This is a genomic window from Paenibacillus tritici, from assembly GCF_013204885.1.
GTDB classification, from domain to species: domain Bacteria; phylum Bacillota; class Bacilli; order Paenibacillales; family Paenibacillaceae; genus Paenibacillus_AQ; species Paenibacillus_AQ tritici.
Map to the genome: position 1 here is coordinate 265,239 of NZ_JABMKX010000002.1, position 16,408 is coordinate 281,646.

At 53.5% G+C, this 16,408-nt stretch carries 15 protein-coding genes and 1 other RNA gene; 2 read left to right on the top strand and 14 right to left on the bottom strand.

The features are described 5' to 3' along the window. Window positions 1–3: 3 nt before the first annotated feature. Complete coding sequence (pdxR, locus tag HQN87_RS04305) at window positions 4–1,443, bottom strand: MocR-like pyridoxine biosynthesis transcription factor PdxR (protein ID WP_173128299.1); 1,440 nt, start codon at window positions 1,441–1,443, stop codon at window positions 4–6. Window positions 1,444–1,538: 95 nt separating this feature from the next. Here pdxR and HQN87_RS04310 point away from each other — a divergent pair, with 95 nt between their 5' ends. Next, on the top strand, window positions 1,539–2,753 hold the full coding sequence (locus HQN87_RS04310) for an aminotransferase-like domain-containing protein (RefSeq protein WP_173128303.1): 1,215 nt from the start codon (window positions 1,539–1,541) through the stop codon (window positions 2,751–2,753). Window positions 2,754–2,872: 119 nt separating this feature from the next. Here the strand turns inward: HQN87_RS04310 and rnpB are convergent. From rnpB to glyQ, 9 genes are all read right to left on the bottom strand, one after another. Beyond that, window positions 2,873–3,290, bottom strand: an RNA gene (rnpB, locus tag HQN87_RS04315) — RNase P RNA component class A. Between the two features lie 78 nt (window positions 3,291–3,368). Continuing rightward, window positions 3,369–4,484, bottom strand: coding sequence for a Nif3-like dinuclear metal center hexameric protein (locus HQN87_RS04320; protein ID WP_173128306.1), 1,116 nt, complete (start codon window positions 4,482–4,484; stop codon window positions 3,369–3,371). Continuing rightward, window positions 4,460–5,239 (bottom strand): tRNA (adenine(22)-N(1))-methyltransferase, encoded by a 780-nt coding sequence (locus HQN87_RS04325; RefSeq protein ID WP_173128309.1) that lies wholly within the window; start codon window positions 5,237–5,239, stop codon window positions 4,460–4,462. The genes HQN87_RS04320 and HQN87_RS04325 overlap by 25 nt, the downstream gene beginning before the upstream one ends. Then, window positions 5,236–6,063: a hypothetical protein gene (locus HQN87_RS04330; protein WP_173128312.1), complete on the bottom strand. Its 828-nt coding sequence runs from the start codon at window positions 6,061–6,063 to the stop codon at window positions 5,236–5,238. Before HQN87_RS04330 ends, HQN87_RS04325 begins: the two co-directional genes overlap by 4 nt. A 120-nt stretch (window positions 6,064–6,183) precedes the next feature. Next, window positions 6,184–7,317, bottom strand: a complete 1,134-nt coding sequence (rpoD, locus tag HQN87_RS04335) for an RNA polymerase sigma factor RpoD (protein WP_036690273.1) — start codon at window positions 7,315–7,317, stop codon at window positions 6,184–6,186. Between the two features lie 40 nt (window positions 7,318–7,357). Continuing rightward, the gene (gene dnaG / locus HQN87_RS04340; RefSeq protein ID WP_216857141.1) at window positions 7,358–9,193 is read right to left on the bottom strand and encodes a DNA primase; all 1,836 of its coding nucleotides are present in this window, start codon (window positions 9,191–9,193) and stop codon (window positions 7,358–7,360) included. 30 nt (window positions 9,194–9,223) lie between these two features. After that, window positions 9,224–9,685: a YaiI/YqxD family protein gene (locus HQN87_RS04345; protein ID WP_173128315.1), complete on the bottom strand. Its 462-nt coding sequence runs from the start codon at window positions 9,683–9,685 to the stop codon at window positions 9,224–9,226. A 186-nt stretch (window positions 9,686–9,871) separates the two neighbouring features. Continuing rightward, a complete protein-coding gene (glyS, locus tag HQN87_RS04350) occupies window positions 9,872–11,953 on the bottom strand; it encodes a glycine--tRNA ligase subunit beta (protein WP_173128321.1) in 2,082 nt (693 codons plus the stop codon). Then, on the bottom strand, window positions 11,946–12,833 hold the full coding sequence (gene glyQ, locus HQN87_RS04355; RefSeq protein WP_173128324.1) for a glycine--tRNA ligase subunit alpha: 888 nt from the start codon (window positions 12,831–12,833) through the stop codon (window positions 11,946–11,948). Before glyQ ends, glyS begins: the two co-directional genes overlap by 8 nt. Window positions 12,834–13,053: 220 nt before the next feature. On the opposite strand from glyQ, the gene HQN87_RS32025 reads away from it, so the two are divergent. Then, on the top strand, window positions 13,054–13,212 hold the full coding sequence (locus tag HQN87_RS32025) for a hypothetical protein (RefSeq protein ID WP_216857142.1): 159 nt from the start codon (window positions 13,054–13,056) through the stop codon (window positions 13,210–13,212). Between the two features lie 70 nt (window positions 13,213–13,282). Here the strand turns inward: HQN87_RS32025 and recO are convergent, their stop codons facing one another. The 4 genes from recO to HQN87_RS04375 all read right to left on the bottom strand — a co-directional run bounded on the left by recO (window position 13,283) and on the right by HQN87_RS04375 (window position 16,278). Continuing rightward, complete coding sequence (gene recO / locus HQN87_RS04360; RefSeq protein ID WP_173128327.1) at window positions 13,283–14,038, bottom strand: DNA repair protein RecO; 756 nt, start codon at window positions 14,036–14,038, stop codon at window positions 13,283–13,285. Between the two features lie 36 nt (window positions 14,039–14,074). Next, on the bottom strand, window positions 14,075–14,218 hold the full coding sequence (locus HQN87_RS04365; RefSeq protein WP_173128330.1) for a YqzL family protein: 144 nt from the start codon (window positions 14,216–14,218) through the stop codon (window positions 14,075–14,077). 107 nt (window positions 14,219–14,325) lie between these two features. Further along, window positions 14,326–15,216: a GTPase Era gene (era, locus tag HQN87_RS04370; protein ID WP_173128333.1), complete on the bottom strand. Its 891-nt coding sequence runs from the start codon at window positions 15,214–15,216 to the stop codon at window positions 14,326–14,328. 642 nt (window positions 15,217–15,858) lie between these two features. After that, complete coding sequence (locus HQN87_RS04375) at window positions 15,859–16,278, bottom strand: cytidine deaminase (protein ID WP_173128337.1); 420 nt, start codon at window positions 16,276–16,278, stop codon at window positions 15,859–15,861. Window positions 16,279–16,408 lie beyond the last annotated feature (130 nt).

Genomic DNA, 16,408 nt, shown 5'->3' on the forward strand with positions numbered 1-16,408 from the left:
AAGCTAGCTGCCGAAGCGCAAATGCCGTTCCAGCAGCAGCAGGAACTGCCGGAGTCCACGCTCCATGCCTTCTTGCGTAAGCTGCGAATAACATAGCCGGATATGCCGTGAGGGCATATCACCGGCATAGCAGACATCGCCCGGCAGGAACGAAATTCCTTCCTGCTCAGCCAGGGCATGCAGCTTGTCAATCGCAGGAGAATCCGGCAGCTGCAGCCACAGATTCAAGCCGCCCTCCGGCAATCGCCAGGTTACCCCGGCCGGGGCATACTGCTTAAGCAGCTTCGCCGCCGCTTCCTGACGCATACGCAGCGCTATCCTCAGCTTCGCTGCATAGTCCTCATATTTGCGTTCTATGAAGGGTAATACGGCCCGCTGGGTCAACAGCGGACTGCCGAGGTCACTCGCAGACTTGGCAGCGATCAGCCTGGAGAGAATATTGCCCTCAGCGGCAACACAGGCGATTCTGCAGCCGGGGGCCAGGACCTTGCTGAAGCTCTTCATATACACTACATGCCCGGCGGTATCCATCGACTTGATGGAAGCCGGAGGCGGCTGATGGAAATACAGGTCACTGAACGGATCATCCTCCACAATGAGACAGTGGTAGCTGCGGGCAAGCTCCAGCAGCCGCTGTCTTCTTGTCATGCTCATCGTGACTCCGCTAGGATTCTGAAAGGTCGGATTGGTATAGATAAGCTTAGGCGGCTTCCGGTCACACATTGCTGTCAGCTTGTCTACCCTCATACCTTCCCCGTCCATCGGAACGAAGATCATCTCTGCTCCCCGCCCGGCAAAAACATCAATCGCCCCTGTGTAGCTGGGCGCTTCCAGATACACGGTATCCCCCGGACCAACGAACGTCCGGGCCACAAGATCAATCCCCTGCTGGGAGCCGCTGGTGATCATCAAATCACCGGAGCTAAGCCGGATTCCGCGGCTCTGCAGATGCCTGCGCATCACCTCGCGCAGCTCCGGATCACCCTGGAAGTTACCGTAGGTGGCCATCAGCTCCGGCTGTTCCCTTACGAGAGCCGCCATCGTCGCTCCAATCGTCCCGAGCGGGAGAAGGCTGCTGTGAATGGCCGCCAGGTGAAAGGGATAGTCCACCTCTGTAACATCGAAATTACGCCATAGCTGGGCCCGGGGCAGATAGTCATCGTAACCGTCCTGCCATCCGGCTGCTGCGCCTTGCTTGCCTGGCTCCCGATCGGTTACATAGCAGCCTTTGCCCTGGCTGCACAGGATGTGCCCTCGTGTCTCCAGGTCTGCATAAGCCTTGCTTACCGTTACCTGGCTTACCTTCAAGGAGGAAGACAGGCCTCTGACGGACGGCAGCCGGGAACCCGGCTGCAGCAGTCCTGAGGTTATCCGCTGGGAGATCGTCTCACTGATCTGCTGCGGCAGCGATTTGTCGCCGCTACGGAGTAATTCAATATGCATGGCTGCTTCCTCCTGACTGTTATATTTACCGCTTTACTGTTATACCGCTATAACGTTATGATACTACAAAATTCAGAATAGCAGGGAGCATGAATATGAAGATCAACTATGCGGAAATGACAAACCATCTGGGGTCCTCCGCTGTCCGCGATATTCTCAAAATTACACAGGGCAAAGACATCATCTCGCTCGCAGGCGGACTGCCTGCTGAAGAGCTGTTTCCGGCAGAGGCGATCCGGGAGGCTTACAGCCGTGTACTGACGAGCAGTCCTACTGCGCTGCAATATGGACTGACTGAAGGCTATCTTCCCTTGCGGGAACAGATCGCGGCCAGACTGGGGCAGCAGGGTATGCCTGTGTCCGCCCATGAAATGATCCTCACTACCGGCTCCCAGCAAGCAATAGATCTGCTCTGCAGGATAATGCTTGATCCGGGGGACACCGTGCTTGTGGAGGCACCGACTTATCTTGCTGCCTTGCAGGTCCTGGGTTCTTACCGCGCCGACATTCAGGTTGTGATGAGCGATCATGCAGGAATGCTTCCAGAGCATCTGGAAGAGCAGCTCCGCACACACCGCCCTAAGCTCTTGTACGCTGTGCCTACCTTCAACAATCCGACAGGTGCAACCTGGAGCAGAGAACGCCGTGAACAAGTGGTGGCACTGTGCCGGAGATATGGTGTGCTGATTCTGGAGGATAACCCGTACGGGGAGATTGCCTTTGATGAATCACCGCAAGCTTATCCGCCTACCCTGGCTGCTATTGACAGAGGACTGGGCGGCGATCCTTGTGTGGTCTATACAGGCACCTTCTCCAAAATTGCAGCACCCGGGCTGCGCACAGGCTGGATCGCGGGTCCTGCGGAGCTGGTCCAGATACTCGCCAAGGCCAAGCAGGCAGCCGATCTGCACTCCAGTACGATAGATCAGCGGGCCTTGCATGAGCTACTGCTCGTGTTCGACCTTGAAGCACATATCCGCCGGATCTCCCGGGAGTATAAGTCACGGATGAGGCTGCTCTCGGCAGAGCTCTCTTCGCAGCGTTGGCAGGAAGCGAGCTTCCTGGAGCCTCGCGGCGGCATGTTCCTATGGCTGAGCCTGCCTGCCCATATCCATACTGCCGATCTGCTGCCGCTTGCCGTAGAGGAGGGGGTGGCCTTTGTTCCCGGTGAAGTGTTCTACTCCGAGCAGCCGCTGAGGAATGCCATGCGCCTGAATTTCACTCATACACGGCCGGAGTTGCTTCCGCTTGCCGTGAAGCGGCTGGAGACTGCACTGTCCCGTTATGAGCAGCGCCTGCTCCCTCTATAATTCAAGCGTGTACGCTACTCTGGACAGGCCCGGAACGCAGAACAGCGATTCTCCAAGTAACCGGAGAATCGCTGTTTTATTAACGTATTAGCTATTGAGAGATAGTCATAGTTGTCAGTTAGGAAAGTTTGCCGTAAGCCGGGTTCTGTGCTCGTTGTGGTTCAAACGGGAACTACCCTCCCACCATAAGCGACAATCATCTATCTAGGCCATACATTACTGCACAGCTCCAGCGACCAACCTAGACGCGCCTCAGGCGAAGGCTGCGGCTCCCGGTTAAGGAAGCTGCTGCGTCTCATTAGGTCTTGCTCCAGATGGGGTTTACCAGGAACGAAGTCACCAGCGTTCCTCGGGGTCTCTTACACCTCGGTTCCATCCTTGCCTGTGCCGCCCGAAAGCGGCCATCGGCGGTCCATTTCTGTGGCACTATCCTTCAGCTCGCGCCGACTGGACGTTATCCAGCACCCTGCCTTGTGGAGCCCGGACTTTCCTCCCGCATACGTTCACACGCATACCGGCGATTGTCTGTCAAACTTTCCGAAACAACATTGTATATTATACAGATATGCATAAGCCCGCACAAGTGTAAATAATTACAGTCTCCCTGAAATACAGTTACATGAAATGAAAAGGCTCGGTATTCAGCGCAGAAGCATGTACCCCTGTGCCATACTTATGCTCAGTCAGCTTGCCGGACAGAAATTCGGCCACCTTCTCCTTCATAATCTTCTCCGCATTATGACCCGGATCGATCAATGCGATACCAGCCAGGTGCGCATCCTGCGCAGTGTGGTAATCAATATCTCCCGTCACCAGCACATCGGCCCCTTTGAAGATGGCGCTGTTGTAGTACTTGGCACCGGACCCGCCCATCACTGCTGCCTTGCGGATCGGACGGTTCAGATCTCCAACGACCCGTACGCTCTCCACATCCAGCCCGCGTTTGACCGTTTCGACGAATTCTCCAAGCGTGGCTGGCTCTGTCAGCTTCCCCACCCGTCCAAGTCCAAGGCTGCGGCCTTTGAGGTCCATAGAATACAGATCATAGGCCACCTCTTCGTACGGATGGGCCTTCAGCATGGCCTGTACGACTTTGTTCCGGATGGTATGCGGCACAATCGTCTCGATACGGACTTCTTCAGCGCGCTCCAGCTTGCCCGGCGTACCGATATACGGGTCTGTGCCTTCCTGCGGGATGAAGGTTCCATAGCCTTCGATATTGAAGCTGCAATGGCTGTAATTGCCAATCCAGCCCGCTCCGGCGTTCAGGACGGCATCCAGCACCTTCTGATGATGATCCTTCGGCACAAATACCACGAGCTTGGACAATTGCTCCGTATGAATATCCTTGATCGGTGCGCCGTTCTCAATGCCCAGCGCTTCCGCCATCCAGTCGTTCATTCCGCCTTCTGCCACATCCAGATTGGTATGGCTGATGTACACGGCAATGTCGTTTTTGATCAGCTTCTCATACAGCCGGCCCATGGGAGTATCGGTAAGAATGCCTTTGATCGGCCGGAAAATAACAGCATGATGAGCAATAATCAGATTGCAGCCCTTGGCCACCGCCTCGTCCACGATATGCTCATTGACATCCAGAGCAACCAGTACGCCGGTAATCTCCTTCTGCAGGCTGCCTACCTGAAGCCCGACATTATCCCATTCCTCCGCCAGATGCTTCGGGGCAAGCTGCTCCATGTATCCAATTACAGTCTGTCCTTTGGCAAACATTCCAGCACCTCCGTAATCCGCTTAATCTGCAGTCTGATCTTGCTGCGCTTCTCTTCTGCCGCCTCCAGCTCTGAACGCGACAGCGAGCTTAGAATCCCTTCCAGCTTGGCGATTTCCCCCTGCCACTTAGCCGCGAACACTTCATTCGGTGCTTGCAGCAGCCAGGGTCCCATCTGCAGCAGCAGCGCTTGGTCACAGACTACCTTGCCTCCAGCGAGAGCATATTCGCTGTAGAGCTGTTCATTCGTCCGCTTAGCTTCAGCATCTTCAGGAACAGCTGTCAGGATCTCATACCGTTTGCCGTCTTCTTCCAAAATATGCTCCGAGACCAGCACCCAGCCGTTATCCAGCAGCCAGCGGCGGAGAATATCCTCGCCTACATTCGGCTGCAGCGCAAGGGTCTTCACTCCGGCCAGCTTACCCAGCTTCCGACCGCGTTCAAGTATAGCTGCGATCAATGATCCGCCCATACCGGCAATGGTGATGCAGTCCGCTTCTCCAGGCTCCAGCACCTCAAGCCCGTCTCCGCGCCGTACGGTGATTTGTCCGCCGAGCCCTGCTTCTGCTACGCCCCGGAGTGCAGCATCATAGGGACCAGGATTCACTTCGCCTGCAATGGCAGCAGGAGCTATTCCGCTCTGTACAGCCGCAACCGGCAAGAGCGCGTGATCCGATCCAATATCGGCCAGTCTGCTGCCCTGCGGCACCTGCTCCAGCAGCAGCTGAAGCCGGTCTGATAATTTTACGTTGTTCATGAGGCCACCCACGTTATCCATTTTTTTCTGAAGAGGAACAGCAGCGCAAGCCCCACTGCTATCTTCAGTATTAATACAAGTGTAGTCCATTCGGGGAATCCCGATCTGAGCCACAACGCATCCACCTCCGGCATCAGCCAGAGGGAGACTCCAACGCCCAGATACACTCCTGAGACCCCGCTGACCTTGTGATACAGCAGCCAGCTCATCCAGATCATGAGTACACACAGCGGCAGCCAGAGCAGCTCCAGCTCAAGCATAGATGCATCCGGCCGTACCTGGCCGAAGAACCCTGCATACAGCAGTGCCCAAAAGGCATATCCGCAGAAGTGAAGTAGTCCGATGCGCAGTAAGAATCCCAGCACGCACCATAAAAGACCGCAGCCTGCAATTAACAAAGGCCTCCAGAAAGCCGGATCAAGATCATGCAGCTCAATCAGCCAGAGTCCGAATCCCAGCGTTAATACGCTGCCAATTCCCGCCAGCATCAGACTGATCATCTTGTTGCGGTTCAAATAAATAGCCGAATATCCATAACAAATAATTAAGACACTGAGCGCCGTTCCAAGTTGCAAAGGCCAGGGAAAAACGCTAAAATAAAGACTAATCAAGAAAATCAAGGAAATAATTCCAAAACCAAACAGCCAAATTTTGATGCTTCCCTGCTGGAGATTCCGCAAGGATACCGGATTGCTGTCTTTCATCTCTGCTTGATCCTCATCATAGAGGTTGGTCAGGAAGTCACAGTATTGCTCGGGCAGCAGCTTGCTTCTTCTCCAGTATTGGATTTCTCTTAATATAGTGTCACGTTTCTCCAGATTCAACCGGCATCCCTCTTTCCAGAACTTGCCTTCACCGTATAGCAAGAACCCCCGCCAAGCGGGACCCCCCACAAACACATAGGACCCCCTGCCACCGTGCAGCAGAAGGTCCGGTTGTATAGCCTATTCGAGGAAATCCTTCAGCCGCTTGCTGCGGCTCGGGTGACGCAGCTTACGCAGCGCCTTAGCTTCGATCTGACGAATCCGCTCACGGGTAACGCCGAACACCTTGCCCACTTCCTCCAGCGTTCTCGTCCGGCCGTCATCCAGTCCGAAGCGTAGCCGAAGCACATTCTCTTCACGCTCCGTGAGCGTGTCCAGTACATCCTCCAGCTGTTCCTTCAGCAGCTCATAAGCCGCTGCATCTGCAGGCGCCAACGCCTCCTGATCCTCGATGAAATCTCCCAGATGCGAATCATCTTCCTCACCGATAGGTGTCTCAAGGGATACCGGCTCCTGGGCGATCTTCATAATCTCTCTAACCTTCTCAACGGTAAGCTCCATCTCTGCCGCAATTTCTTCCGGCGACGGCTCGCGTCCCAGCTCCTGCAGCAATTGACGGGAGACCCGGATCAATTTGTTAATGGTTTCGACCATATGCACCGGAATACGGATCGTACGCGCCTGGTCGGCAATCGCACGTGTAATCGCCTGGCGAATCCACCAGGTTGCATAGGTACTGAATTTGAACCCTTTGTTATGGTCAAACTTCTCAACCGCTTTGATTAGACCCATATTGCCTTCCTGAATCAAATCCAGGAACAGCATCCCGCGGCCCACATAACGCTTGGCGATACTGACCACGAGCCGCAGATTCGCTTCTGCCAGTCTCCGCTTCGCTTCCTCATCGCCGTTCTTGATTCTCATCGCCAGTTCCACTTCATCGTCAGCCGATAACAGCGGCACACGGCCGATTTCCTTCAGATACATCCGGACGGGGTCGTTGATCTTGATACCCGGAGGCAGCGACAAATCATCGTCAAAGCTGAAGTCATCTCCCTCTTTGTCCTCATTGTCCTCGCTTGGGCGGAGGCTGTTCACCTCTTCATCATTCTCATTCACAACCTCGATCCCCAGATCGCTGAGCTGTTCGTAGAATTCCTCCATCTGCTCAGGGTCCTGATCAAATGGTGACAATTTCTCCATAATATCTTTGTAATTGAGTGATGATCTTTTCTTGCCGTGATCAATAAGCTGATCCTTAACCTGATCCAGAGTAAATTCCGCTTCCAGTTCAGTGTGCTGATCGTTCGCCATAATTCGACTCCCTCCTCCCTAGGTACATCCTGTCAACTTCTCATTGTCTCTCTAGGGCTAAAATTTCACTTGCTATTTGTGCTGCACGCAAAAAGTCACCGGATTTCTCCGCCTGGATCATCTCTTCACGCTTGGGCTCAATTTTGCGCAGCAGAGGATACTTCTGCACTTCACGAATACAATCGTCCAGCACCTGCGTGTTCCAGTCCGGAGGGGTGTCCATCATGGAGATTGCCGTTGCGGTTTTCTCCAGACGGTCATCCTGAAGCGATGATAGAAACCGGCTGATGCCGGGTGGTTTGCCTTGCGCATAGTAAGCATATAGATAAGCGGCTATTGCCGCATGATCATCAATATTGAACTCTTCCCCGAGCCGTTCACCCACATAGGCCGCCGCTTCCGGGTCCTGAATCATGAATGACAAAAGGCGCCGTTCCGCAACATGGTAAGCAGGCAGTAATGTAGGTGTCTGCACTTGCCCTTTTTTATGCCTACCATTATTCCACCTTTTATCGTTATTATCCCCTTCGGGGTTGTTTTTTTGCATGGAGGCCCGAAGTAAATTGCAATCCTGCTTCAAGCTGTCATAGGACAGCTCAAGTTCGGAGGAGATTTCCCGCAGGTACACCTCCCGCTCCGTTGAAGAATGAAGCCCGGCGATAATCTCCAGAGCCTCCTTGACATAGGCAATTTTGCCGTCTTCCTCTAGGAGTATATGGTTTTTTTTCAGATATATAAGCTTAAATTTGATGGAGGACACCGCAGAGTCAATCACCTGTTCCCTGAACCTGTCCCCGCCATGCCGGGAGATGAATTCATCCGGGTCCAGACCGCTTGGCAGCAGTGCAACCTTAACTCTCAGCCCGCTGTCTTCCAGGAGGGGAATAGCCTTAAGGGCTGCGGCTTGTCCAGCCTTATCTCCATCATAGGCAAGCACAATCTCATCCCCGAGGCTCTTCATCAATGCCACATGACCCTCGGTGAGCGATGTTCCCATCGTGGCTACCCCGTTATGCACACCTGCCTCCCAAGCCGAAATGACATCACCGTATCCCTCGAACAGGACGATTTGCCGCGTTTTGCGGATGGATGCTTTGGACTGGTGCAGATTGTACAGAATCCGGCTTTTGTTAAATAACCGGCTCTCTGGGGAGTTCAGATACTTCGGCTGCCCTTCCCCGAGAATTCGTCCGGCGAAGGCGATCGTCTTGCCCATCCGGTTCGCAATCGGAAAAATAACCCGGCCGCGAAAGCGGTCCAGATATCCTTTGTTCTCTCCCCGGACGGACAGCAGCCCGCCCTTCTCCATCTCGGCGAGATCGAAGCTGCGTTTCTCCAGAAACTGCAGCAGCGTGTCCCAGCGGTCAGGCGCATAGCCAATCTGGAACTGGTCGATCATTTTGTCGCTGAAGCCCCGGGTTCTTAAGTAATCCATGGCGGCAGTGCCGTATTCCGTGTTCTTCAGCAAAAAATGATAAAACTTCGCCGATAATTCATAGGCCTGAATCAGCCTGTCCCGCTCCGGATCAGGCGGAGCCATGGCCCCGCCTCTACCCTCAGGAACGGGGATATCACTCTCTTCCGCCATTATTCTGACTGCTTCGGGGAAAGATAATCCTTCGATTTCCATCCTGAATTTGATGGCATTTCCGCCCATACCGCAGCCAAAGCAATGAAAGACCCCCCGGTCAGGGGTGACGGTGAAGGAAGGCGATTTCTCCGAATGGAACGGGCAGAGGCCCCATAAATATTTGCCTTGCTTGGACAATTGGACAACCTTACTGACTGTATCGACAATATCATGCCGTGCCAGCACGTTCTCGATAACCTCTTCGGGAATCGTACCATGTCCGCTAGCCACTTCAACCACCTTCATCTCTTAACAAATAAATATAATTCGCTACAGCTAGACATTCTCCTGCAAAATTCTCAAAAGTTTTGTCAGTTTATGTTGAAAAAAAGTTTTTTCCTCTGCGGTAATCGCTTTTGGCCCCTTGGAATAGTGGCCCCGTCTGCGTTCTACCGCGCGGGCATGTCTGCCCTCCAGCATAAAATCCATTTTGGAATCCTCATATTCCTGTCCACGGTTCGAGAGCACCTTGCAGCGTTTGCCCAGCGCCAGCGCCGCGAGTCCATAATCCTGCGTAATTACGACATCTCCTGCAGCAATATGGTTGGCGATATACAAATCGGCACTGTCAGCCCCGCGGTCCACCTGGACCACCGTAACGCCTTCTTCGGCTCTCAGCACATGATCGTAGGAGGAAACCATCAGCACCGGAAGGCCAAAGCTGCGGGCCACGGCAATAATCTCCGTCTTGACCGGACAAGCATCCCCATCAACGACAATCTTTCTGGACTGGGACATTACCACAAGCCTCACCAAATTCCCGTGTAATATATATTACGCTCCGTGCCCGGCAAAATCCTTCTTTCGTAAAGCATAAATACGGAACGAATGTCAACTTACGCATTGGCACCGTTCCGTATATTTATACCCTAAACCCTCGATCTATACCATAAAATCACAAACATTACTTAAAACAGCCCGTGATTACCACACCAGCTTGCTGAAATCGGCAAACAATCTGGAATCCGCATGAATGCCTGACAAGAGCGCCAGACGGTTAACGCGAACCGCCTCGTCTTCAGCCATAACCATAACCGAATCGAAGAATCCGGTAACGGCATCCTTCAGGCCCGACAGAATCTGCAGCGCTTCAGCAGCATGTCTGACTTCCAGTGCTGCGCGGTAAGGCTCATGAATACTCTGCCAAGTATCGTACAGCTTCTGCTCCGCCTCTTCCTTAAGCAGTGAAGGTTCGATCACTGCACCTTCCGGGGCTTTGGCGGCCAGATTGCTGACACGGGTCAGTGAATCCACAGTGATTTTGAAATCTGCCACATCTGTCACCGCATTCATCAAGGCCAGGCTTCTGCTTACTACATCAACGATATCATCGAACCCTGCGGCTAGTGCTGCATCCACAACGTCATAGCGGACATTGTTGTCAGACAGCAGCCGTTTGACGCGCAGGCCGAAGAACTCGTACAGGTTAATACGCAGTTCAGGGGTGAAATGTTTCTCTGACCGTAAACTTTCATGAACTTCCAGCGCCGCGGCAAAAATCTCCTCCAGGCTGATATTAAGCTGATGCTCCAGCACGATCTGTACAATGCCTGCCGCCTGACGGCGCAGCGCATAGGGGTCCTGGGAACCGGTCGGGATGATTCCAATGGAGAAGCAGCCAACAATCGTATCGACTTTGTCGGCAAGACTGACTACAAGGCCTGCCTGTGTAGAAGGAACAGCATCTCCGGCGAATCGCGGCTGATAGTGCTCGAAGACCGCTTTCGACACCTGCTCAGGCTCACCGGCCTTGCGGGCATAATCCTCACCCATCGTGCCTTGAAGCTCAGGGAATTCACCCACCATTTGGGTAACCAGATCGAATTTGCAAATATCCGCAGTCCGGCTGACTTCAGCAGCAGCTCCTGCCGGCAGCCCAAGCTTCACAGCAAGACGGTCTGCAATCGCGCGGATACGGCGCACTTTGTCACCGACACTGCCCAGCTCTTCATGATAGACGATATTCTCCAGCTTGGCCAGCGCATCGTTAATCTGCAGCTTCTGATCTTCTTCATAAAAGAACTTGGCGTCCGACAACCGGGCGCGCAGCACCTTCTCGTTGCCTTTGGCGATAACATCCAGCGAGACGGCATTGCCGTTACGCACGGTTACGAAGAATGGCAGCAGCTTGCCGTCTGCTCCAAAAACAGGGAAGTAACGCTGATGCTCACGCATGGAGGTAATCAGCACATCCTGCGGAATATTGAGGAAGGCAGGGTCGAAGGTACCGAACAAGACGGTCGGTGTCTCTACCAGGAACAGCACTTCTTCCAGCAGATCCTCCTTGATGGCAATCTTCCAGCTTTTCTCTTCCGCAAGCTTATGAATTCCGCTTAGAATCAGCTCTTCGCGTTCCTTCACATCTACCAGCACATGCTGGCTGCGCAGAGCTTCCACGTATAGGGCAGGTTCAGCAATCACCGCTTCTTCTCCGAGGAACCGGTGGCCGCGGCTCACATTGCCGGCTTTGACTCCGGTAATCGTAAGGTCAATAATCTCCTGACCGAAAAGAGCAACCATCCAGCGGATCGGACGGACAAATTTGAAATCATAAGCACCCCAGCGCATATTTTTCGGGAAAGTCATGGCACTTACAATGCCTGACAGGCCTTCCGAGAGCAATGAGGCTGTTTCGATACCGGTGCTGCTCTTGGTCACATAGATATATTCGACGCCAGCTAGCTCCTTGAACGTGAACTGCTCCGGTGTGGCGCCCTGGCTGCGGGCAAAGCCCAGTGCAGCCTTACTCCATTCGCCGCTGGCATCCAGGGCGATTTTGCGTGACGGACCTTTGACTTCTTCACTTACGTCCTCCTGGCGCTCCGCAGCATCCTTCACCAGTACGGCCAGACGGCGCGGTGTCGCATAGGCTGTAACGCCACTATGGCTGATCCGCGAGGCTTCCAGCCACTTCACGGTCCGGTCCTTCAATTGTTCCATAGCCGCGCGGATAAAGCGTGCAGGGATTTCCTCCAGACCGATCTCGAACAGAATATCCTTAGACAAGGTCAGCACCCTCTTTCTTCAGCAGCGGGAAGCCCAGCTTCTCGCGTTCCTCCAGATATGTTGCCGCTACGGTGCGGGCAAGATTACGTACTCTTGTAATGAAACCTGTACGTTCGGTTACACTGATTGCTCCGCGCGCATCCAGCAGGTTGAAGGTGTGCGAGCATTTCAGCACATAATCGTAGGCCGGGAAGACAAGGTGATTCTCCATCGCTCTACGGGCTTCCTCTTCGTAGGTGTTGAACAGGCTGAACAGCATTTTGACATCTGAGACTTCAAAGGTATACGTGGAATGCTCGACTTCCGGCTGATGGAACACATCCCCGTAAGTCATGCCGTCCACCCATTCCAGGTCGAAGACATTTTCTTTATCCTGAATGTAGGAGGCGAGACGCTCCATACCGTAGGTAATCTCCACCGCTACCGGACTTGCTTCAATTCCGCCTACCTGCTGGAAGTAAGTGAATTGGGTGATTTCCATCCCGTCCAGCCAGACTTCCCAGCCGAGACCCGCACAGCCCAGGGACGGATTCTCCCAGTTGTCCTCGACAAACCGCACATCATGCAGCAGGGGATCTACGCCCAGTGCCTTCAAGCTGTCCAGGTACAGCTCCTGAATATTATCGGGTGATGGCTTGATGATGACCTGGAACTGGTGATGCTGGTACAGACGGTTCGGGTTCTCTCCATACCGGCCGTCGGACGGACGGCGTGAAGGCTCAACATAAGCAACCTTCCACGGCTCCGGACCCAGGGAACGCAAAAAAGTCATAGGATTCATCGTGCCCGCCCCTTTTTCCGTATCATACGGCTGGACGAGAATACAATTCTGGGCTGCCCAGAACTGCTGCAGGGTGAGAATCATCTGCTGAAAGTTCATAACTACCGGCTCCTTCGCTTTACAAGTGTGTACTGCCTCTTGCTTGTGACTGTCTCTTGCTGCTGCGCGATGGAGGCGGCACTAGCTTCTATATTCTGCGGCGGACGATGGGAGAGTTCTCTCCAGTCCCTGCCACATGCAAAAAAGCTCCCGCCCCCATGCCTGATGAACAGACATAGGGACGAGAGCTATAAGTTCTTCTCCCGCGGTTCCACCCTACTTGATTACGCTTCGCGCGAAATCCACTTTTCATGCTGCCGCTTCCGTACTCCCGGGCGCCCTGTTCATGAACGTTGTCCCGCCAGGCTTCCACTCTCCCCGGCTCGCTGAAGCGACAATTCAGTTCACTACTTTCCCGATCAATGCACTCTCTCCATAATCTGGAGCAGACACGGCAAATTATTCATTCAATGAAACTGAACTTATAGTAACGGATAATTCGTGTTTCGTCAAATATTGTATTTGTCGAGCTGGTCCAGGAAGCTCTGTGACTTCAGTCTGAGCCCCAGCTGCATATCCATAAATCCGCGCATCACGGTCTTGAGCTCGGTGCGGGTCTCCGGCTTCACATCCACATTGCCGAGCCGGGTCAGATCAAGTGCGGCGAATACCCGCAGCAGCTTCAGGGCCCGCGGGGAAATCTCCATCGCCGCAGGATCATTATGACGGCAGCTTCGGCATAAAACGCCGCCAAGGCGGGGGCTGATTCTCAGCTCTTCCTCCGGCTTGTCCTTGTCACAGACGATACAGGTATCAAGCTGCGGGCCGTAGCCTGCAGCCTGCAATACCTTCATTTCGAATACATTGATGATGATGCCAGGCTCTTTGTCTTCTTCAAGTGCATTCAGGCAGGCGCTTAATTGACGGAACCAGAAGCTGCCCGTCTCTTCATCATGCAGCACCCGGTCGAGCAGCTCGCAGGCATAAGATGCGTATGCCGCTTTGACAAGATCCTCGCGCAGCGGGTGATGGGACTTCGTGATCTCTCCGGCATTCAGTGTTCCCAGTCCGCCGTTGTTGCGGAAGAACACAAATTCTCCTGTTGTGAACAGCTGGATCAGGGCAGCATGGCGGCTTTTGACCTTCTTGGCGCCCCGTACCAGAACCCCTACTTTACCGGCGTTCTCGGTGCAAAGCGTAATAATGGCGTTCCCTTCGCCGTAGTCCATGCTGCGGATGACGATCCCTTCCACCCTGTATAGCATGCCTCTTCCCCCAACCACTCGGCAAGCAACCAGTTCTTATTGTGCTTCTTCATTGATATCCATCTCTTCCTCCGCCGGCAGCGGACCGCTGCCCTCCGGCGAATCCCCAGCTTCCCTGTACAGCAAATACGCATCGAGATCTCCAGTCATTGCAAAATACTTCCACGAAAAATTCCGCATTCGTATTCATCCTTTCTTCGGAAACACGATGTTCCTTCAGAAGTAGGATGTGCGAAGCTGGGGGATCTATCCTTGCAATTCCTGCCAAGGCTGCTGGAGGAGGGTAATCAATCTTTGTGGAAGCCCAAATCCCGCAGTACGCGGTCCTGGTTGCGCCAGTCTTTTTTCACCTTCACCCATAATTCCAGGAAAATCTTCGAGCCCAGCAGGTTCTCAATATCTGTCCGCGCACGGCGTCCGACTTCTTTCAGCAGAGCCCCCTGCTTGCCGATAATGATCCCCTTCTGGGAATCCCGCTCCACAAAAATAACTGCCGAAATATGCACAACCCCGTTAGGCTCAACACTCATGTCCTCAATCGCCACCGCAATGGAATGCGGGACCTCTTCGCGGGTCAGATGCAGAATCTTCTCGCGGATCAGCTCCGCACAGACGAACTGCTCGGGGTGATCGGTAATCTGGTCGTCAGGATAATACTGCGGGCCTTCCGGCAGATATTTCTGCACCTGCTCCAGCAGCGTGTTGACATTATTACCCATCTTGGCAGAGATCGGTACGATTTCGGCGAACTCATGCAGCTTGTTGTATTCCGTAATCATCGGCAGCAGCGCTTCCGGCTCAATCTTATCAATTTTGTTCATGACCAGAATAACCGGTGTCTTAATCGCGCCCAGCTGTTCCGCGATAAAGCGGTCGCCGCCGCCCATACCCTCTGAGGCATCCACGAGGAACAATACCGCTTCCACTTCATGCAGAGTGCTCATCGCCGTCTGATTCATGTAATCGCCCAGCTTGGATTGTCTTTTATGAATACCCGGTGTATCCAGGAATACGATCTGTGAGTTATTTGCCGTATATACCCCGTGAATTTTGTTGCGGGTGGTCTGCGGCTTGTCCGACATAATGGCGATCTTCTGGCCGATCACCTGATTCATTAACGTTGATTTGCCTACGTTCGGTCTGCCGATAATGGCGACAAACCCTGATTTGAATTTCATATAATCTTCCTTCCTATTTGTCTAACAACTTGGTCAAAAGCGTCAAAAGAGTTCGATCAAAAGAGTTCGATCCCCCTAAATCCCCCTTCGCCAAGGGGGACCCCAAGGGCCCCGGCCCTCTGGACACCCGGAACTGGCGTGGGCGCAGCGCTTGGCACGGTAAGAGACTTGGGAAGCAGGATCGCTTTTCGTTCCCTGCAGGAACACACTTGACTGCGGCGCGGTTAATTGGCGGTGGCCAACGTTTGGCGTGAACAAGACGCTCTGGAGCATGAGCGCTTACGTTCCCTGCGGGAACACGCTTCACTTCGGCGCGTGAAGAAGCTGGTTACTTGGATACCTAAACATCGAACTGCCTAGGTAACTATACACCTGATAACATTTTTTAGTTGTATTTTGTACACTTATTCTGCTCAAAATCAGAGGTTTTTGCAGTTTAGCTGTAATTTGTACATCTATTTTCCTCAGCAAAGCCACTTTTGGCAATCCACCGCGAATTTAGTTGTACATTTTACACTTAAACCCTATTATAGCTAGCCTGACGGAAATATAGTTGTACCAAATACACTTAAAGCCCGGGCTCATACGGTATGTACTTATGATCCTGCTACCGTACGGCAACCGTCTTTACAACCTTGCCGTTTACTCCGGAGCCTGCCCCTGCTCTAGGTCCGCAGGGCCGAAAGCGCCCGGGAGCAGATCACGCACGGTAGTCTCCACAATGTCACCCTTCAGGTTACCGAGGATGACCAGCATGTCAGGCCCGCACAACTCAACCATTACCTGGCGGCAGACGCCGCAAGGCGACACGGGTCCATCCGTATCGGCCACCACAGCGATGGCTTTGAAGGTACCCGGCTTATGACCGTCCGCAATCGCGCGGAACATGGCGGTCCGCTCACCGCAGTTGGTTGGACCGTAAGCGGCATTCTCAATATTGCAGCCGTGGTGGACCTTGCCGTCCTGATCCAGCAGCGCAGCACCGACCCCGAACCGGGAATACGGTATATATGCATTGGCTCTTGCCTTGATCGCTTCCTGAAGAAGTAGAGCAGAATCCATAGTTGTCCTCCTGAAAGTTTTATTGAGCATTCACTTCATTGAATCTTCTTCGAAATAAAACTCGCCTCGTAAGCATCCGCTTAAGTTTTGTGAGCATCCGCTTAAGCACCGTAAACATTCACCGCATCGG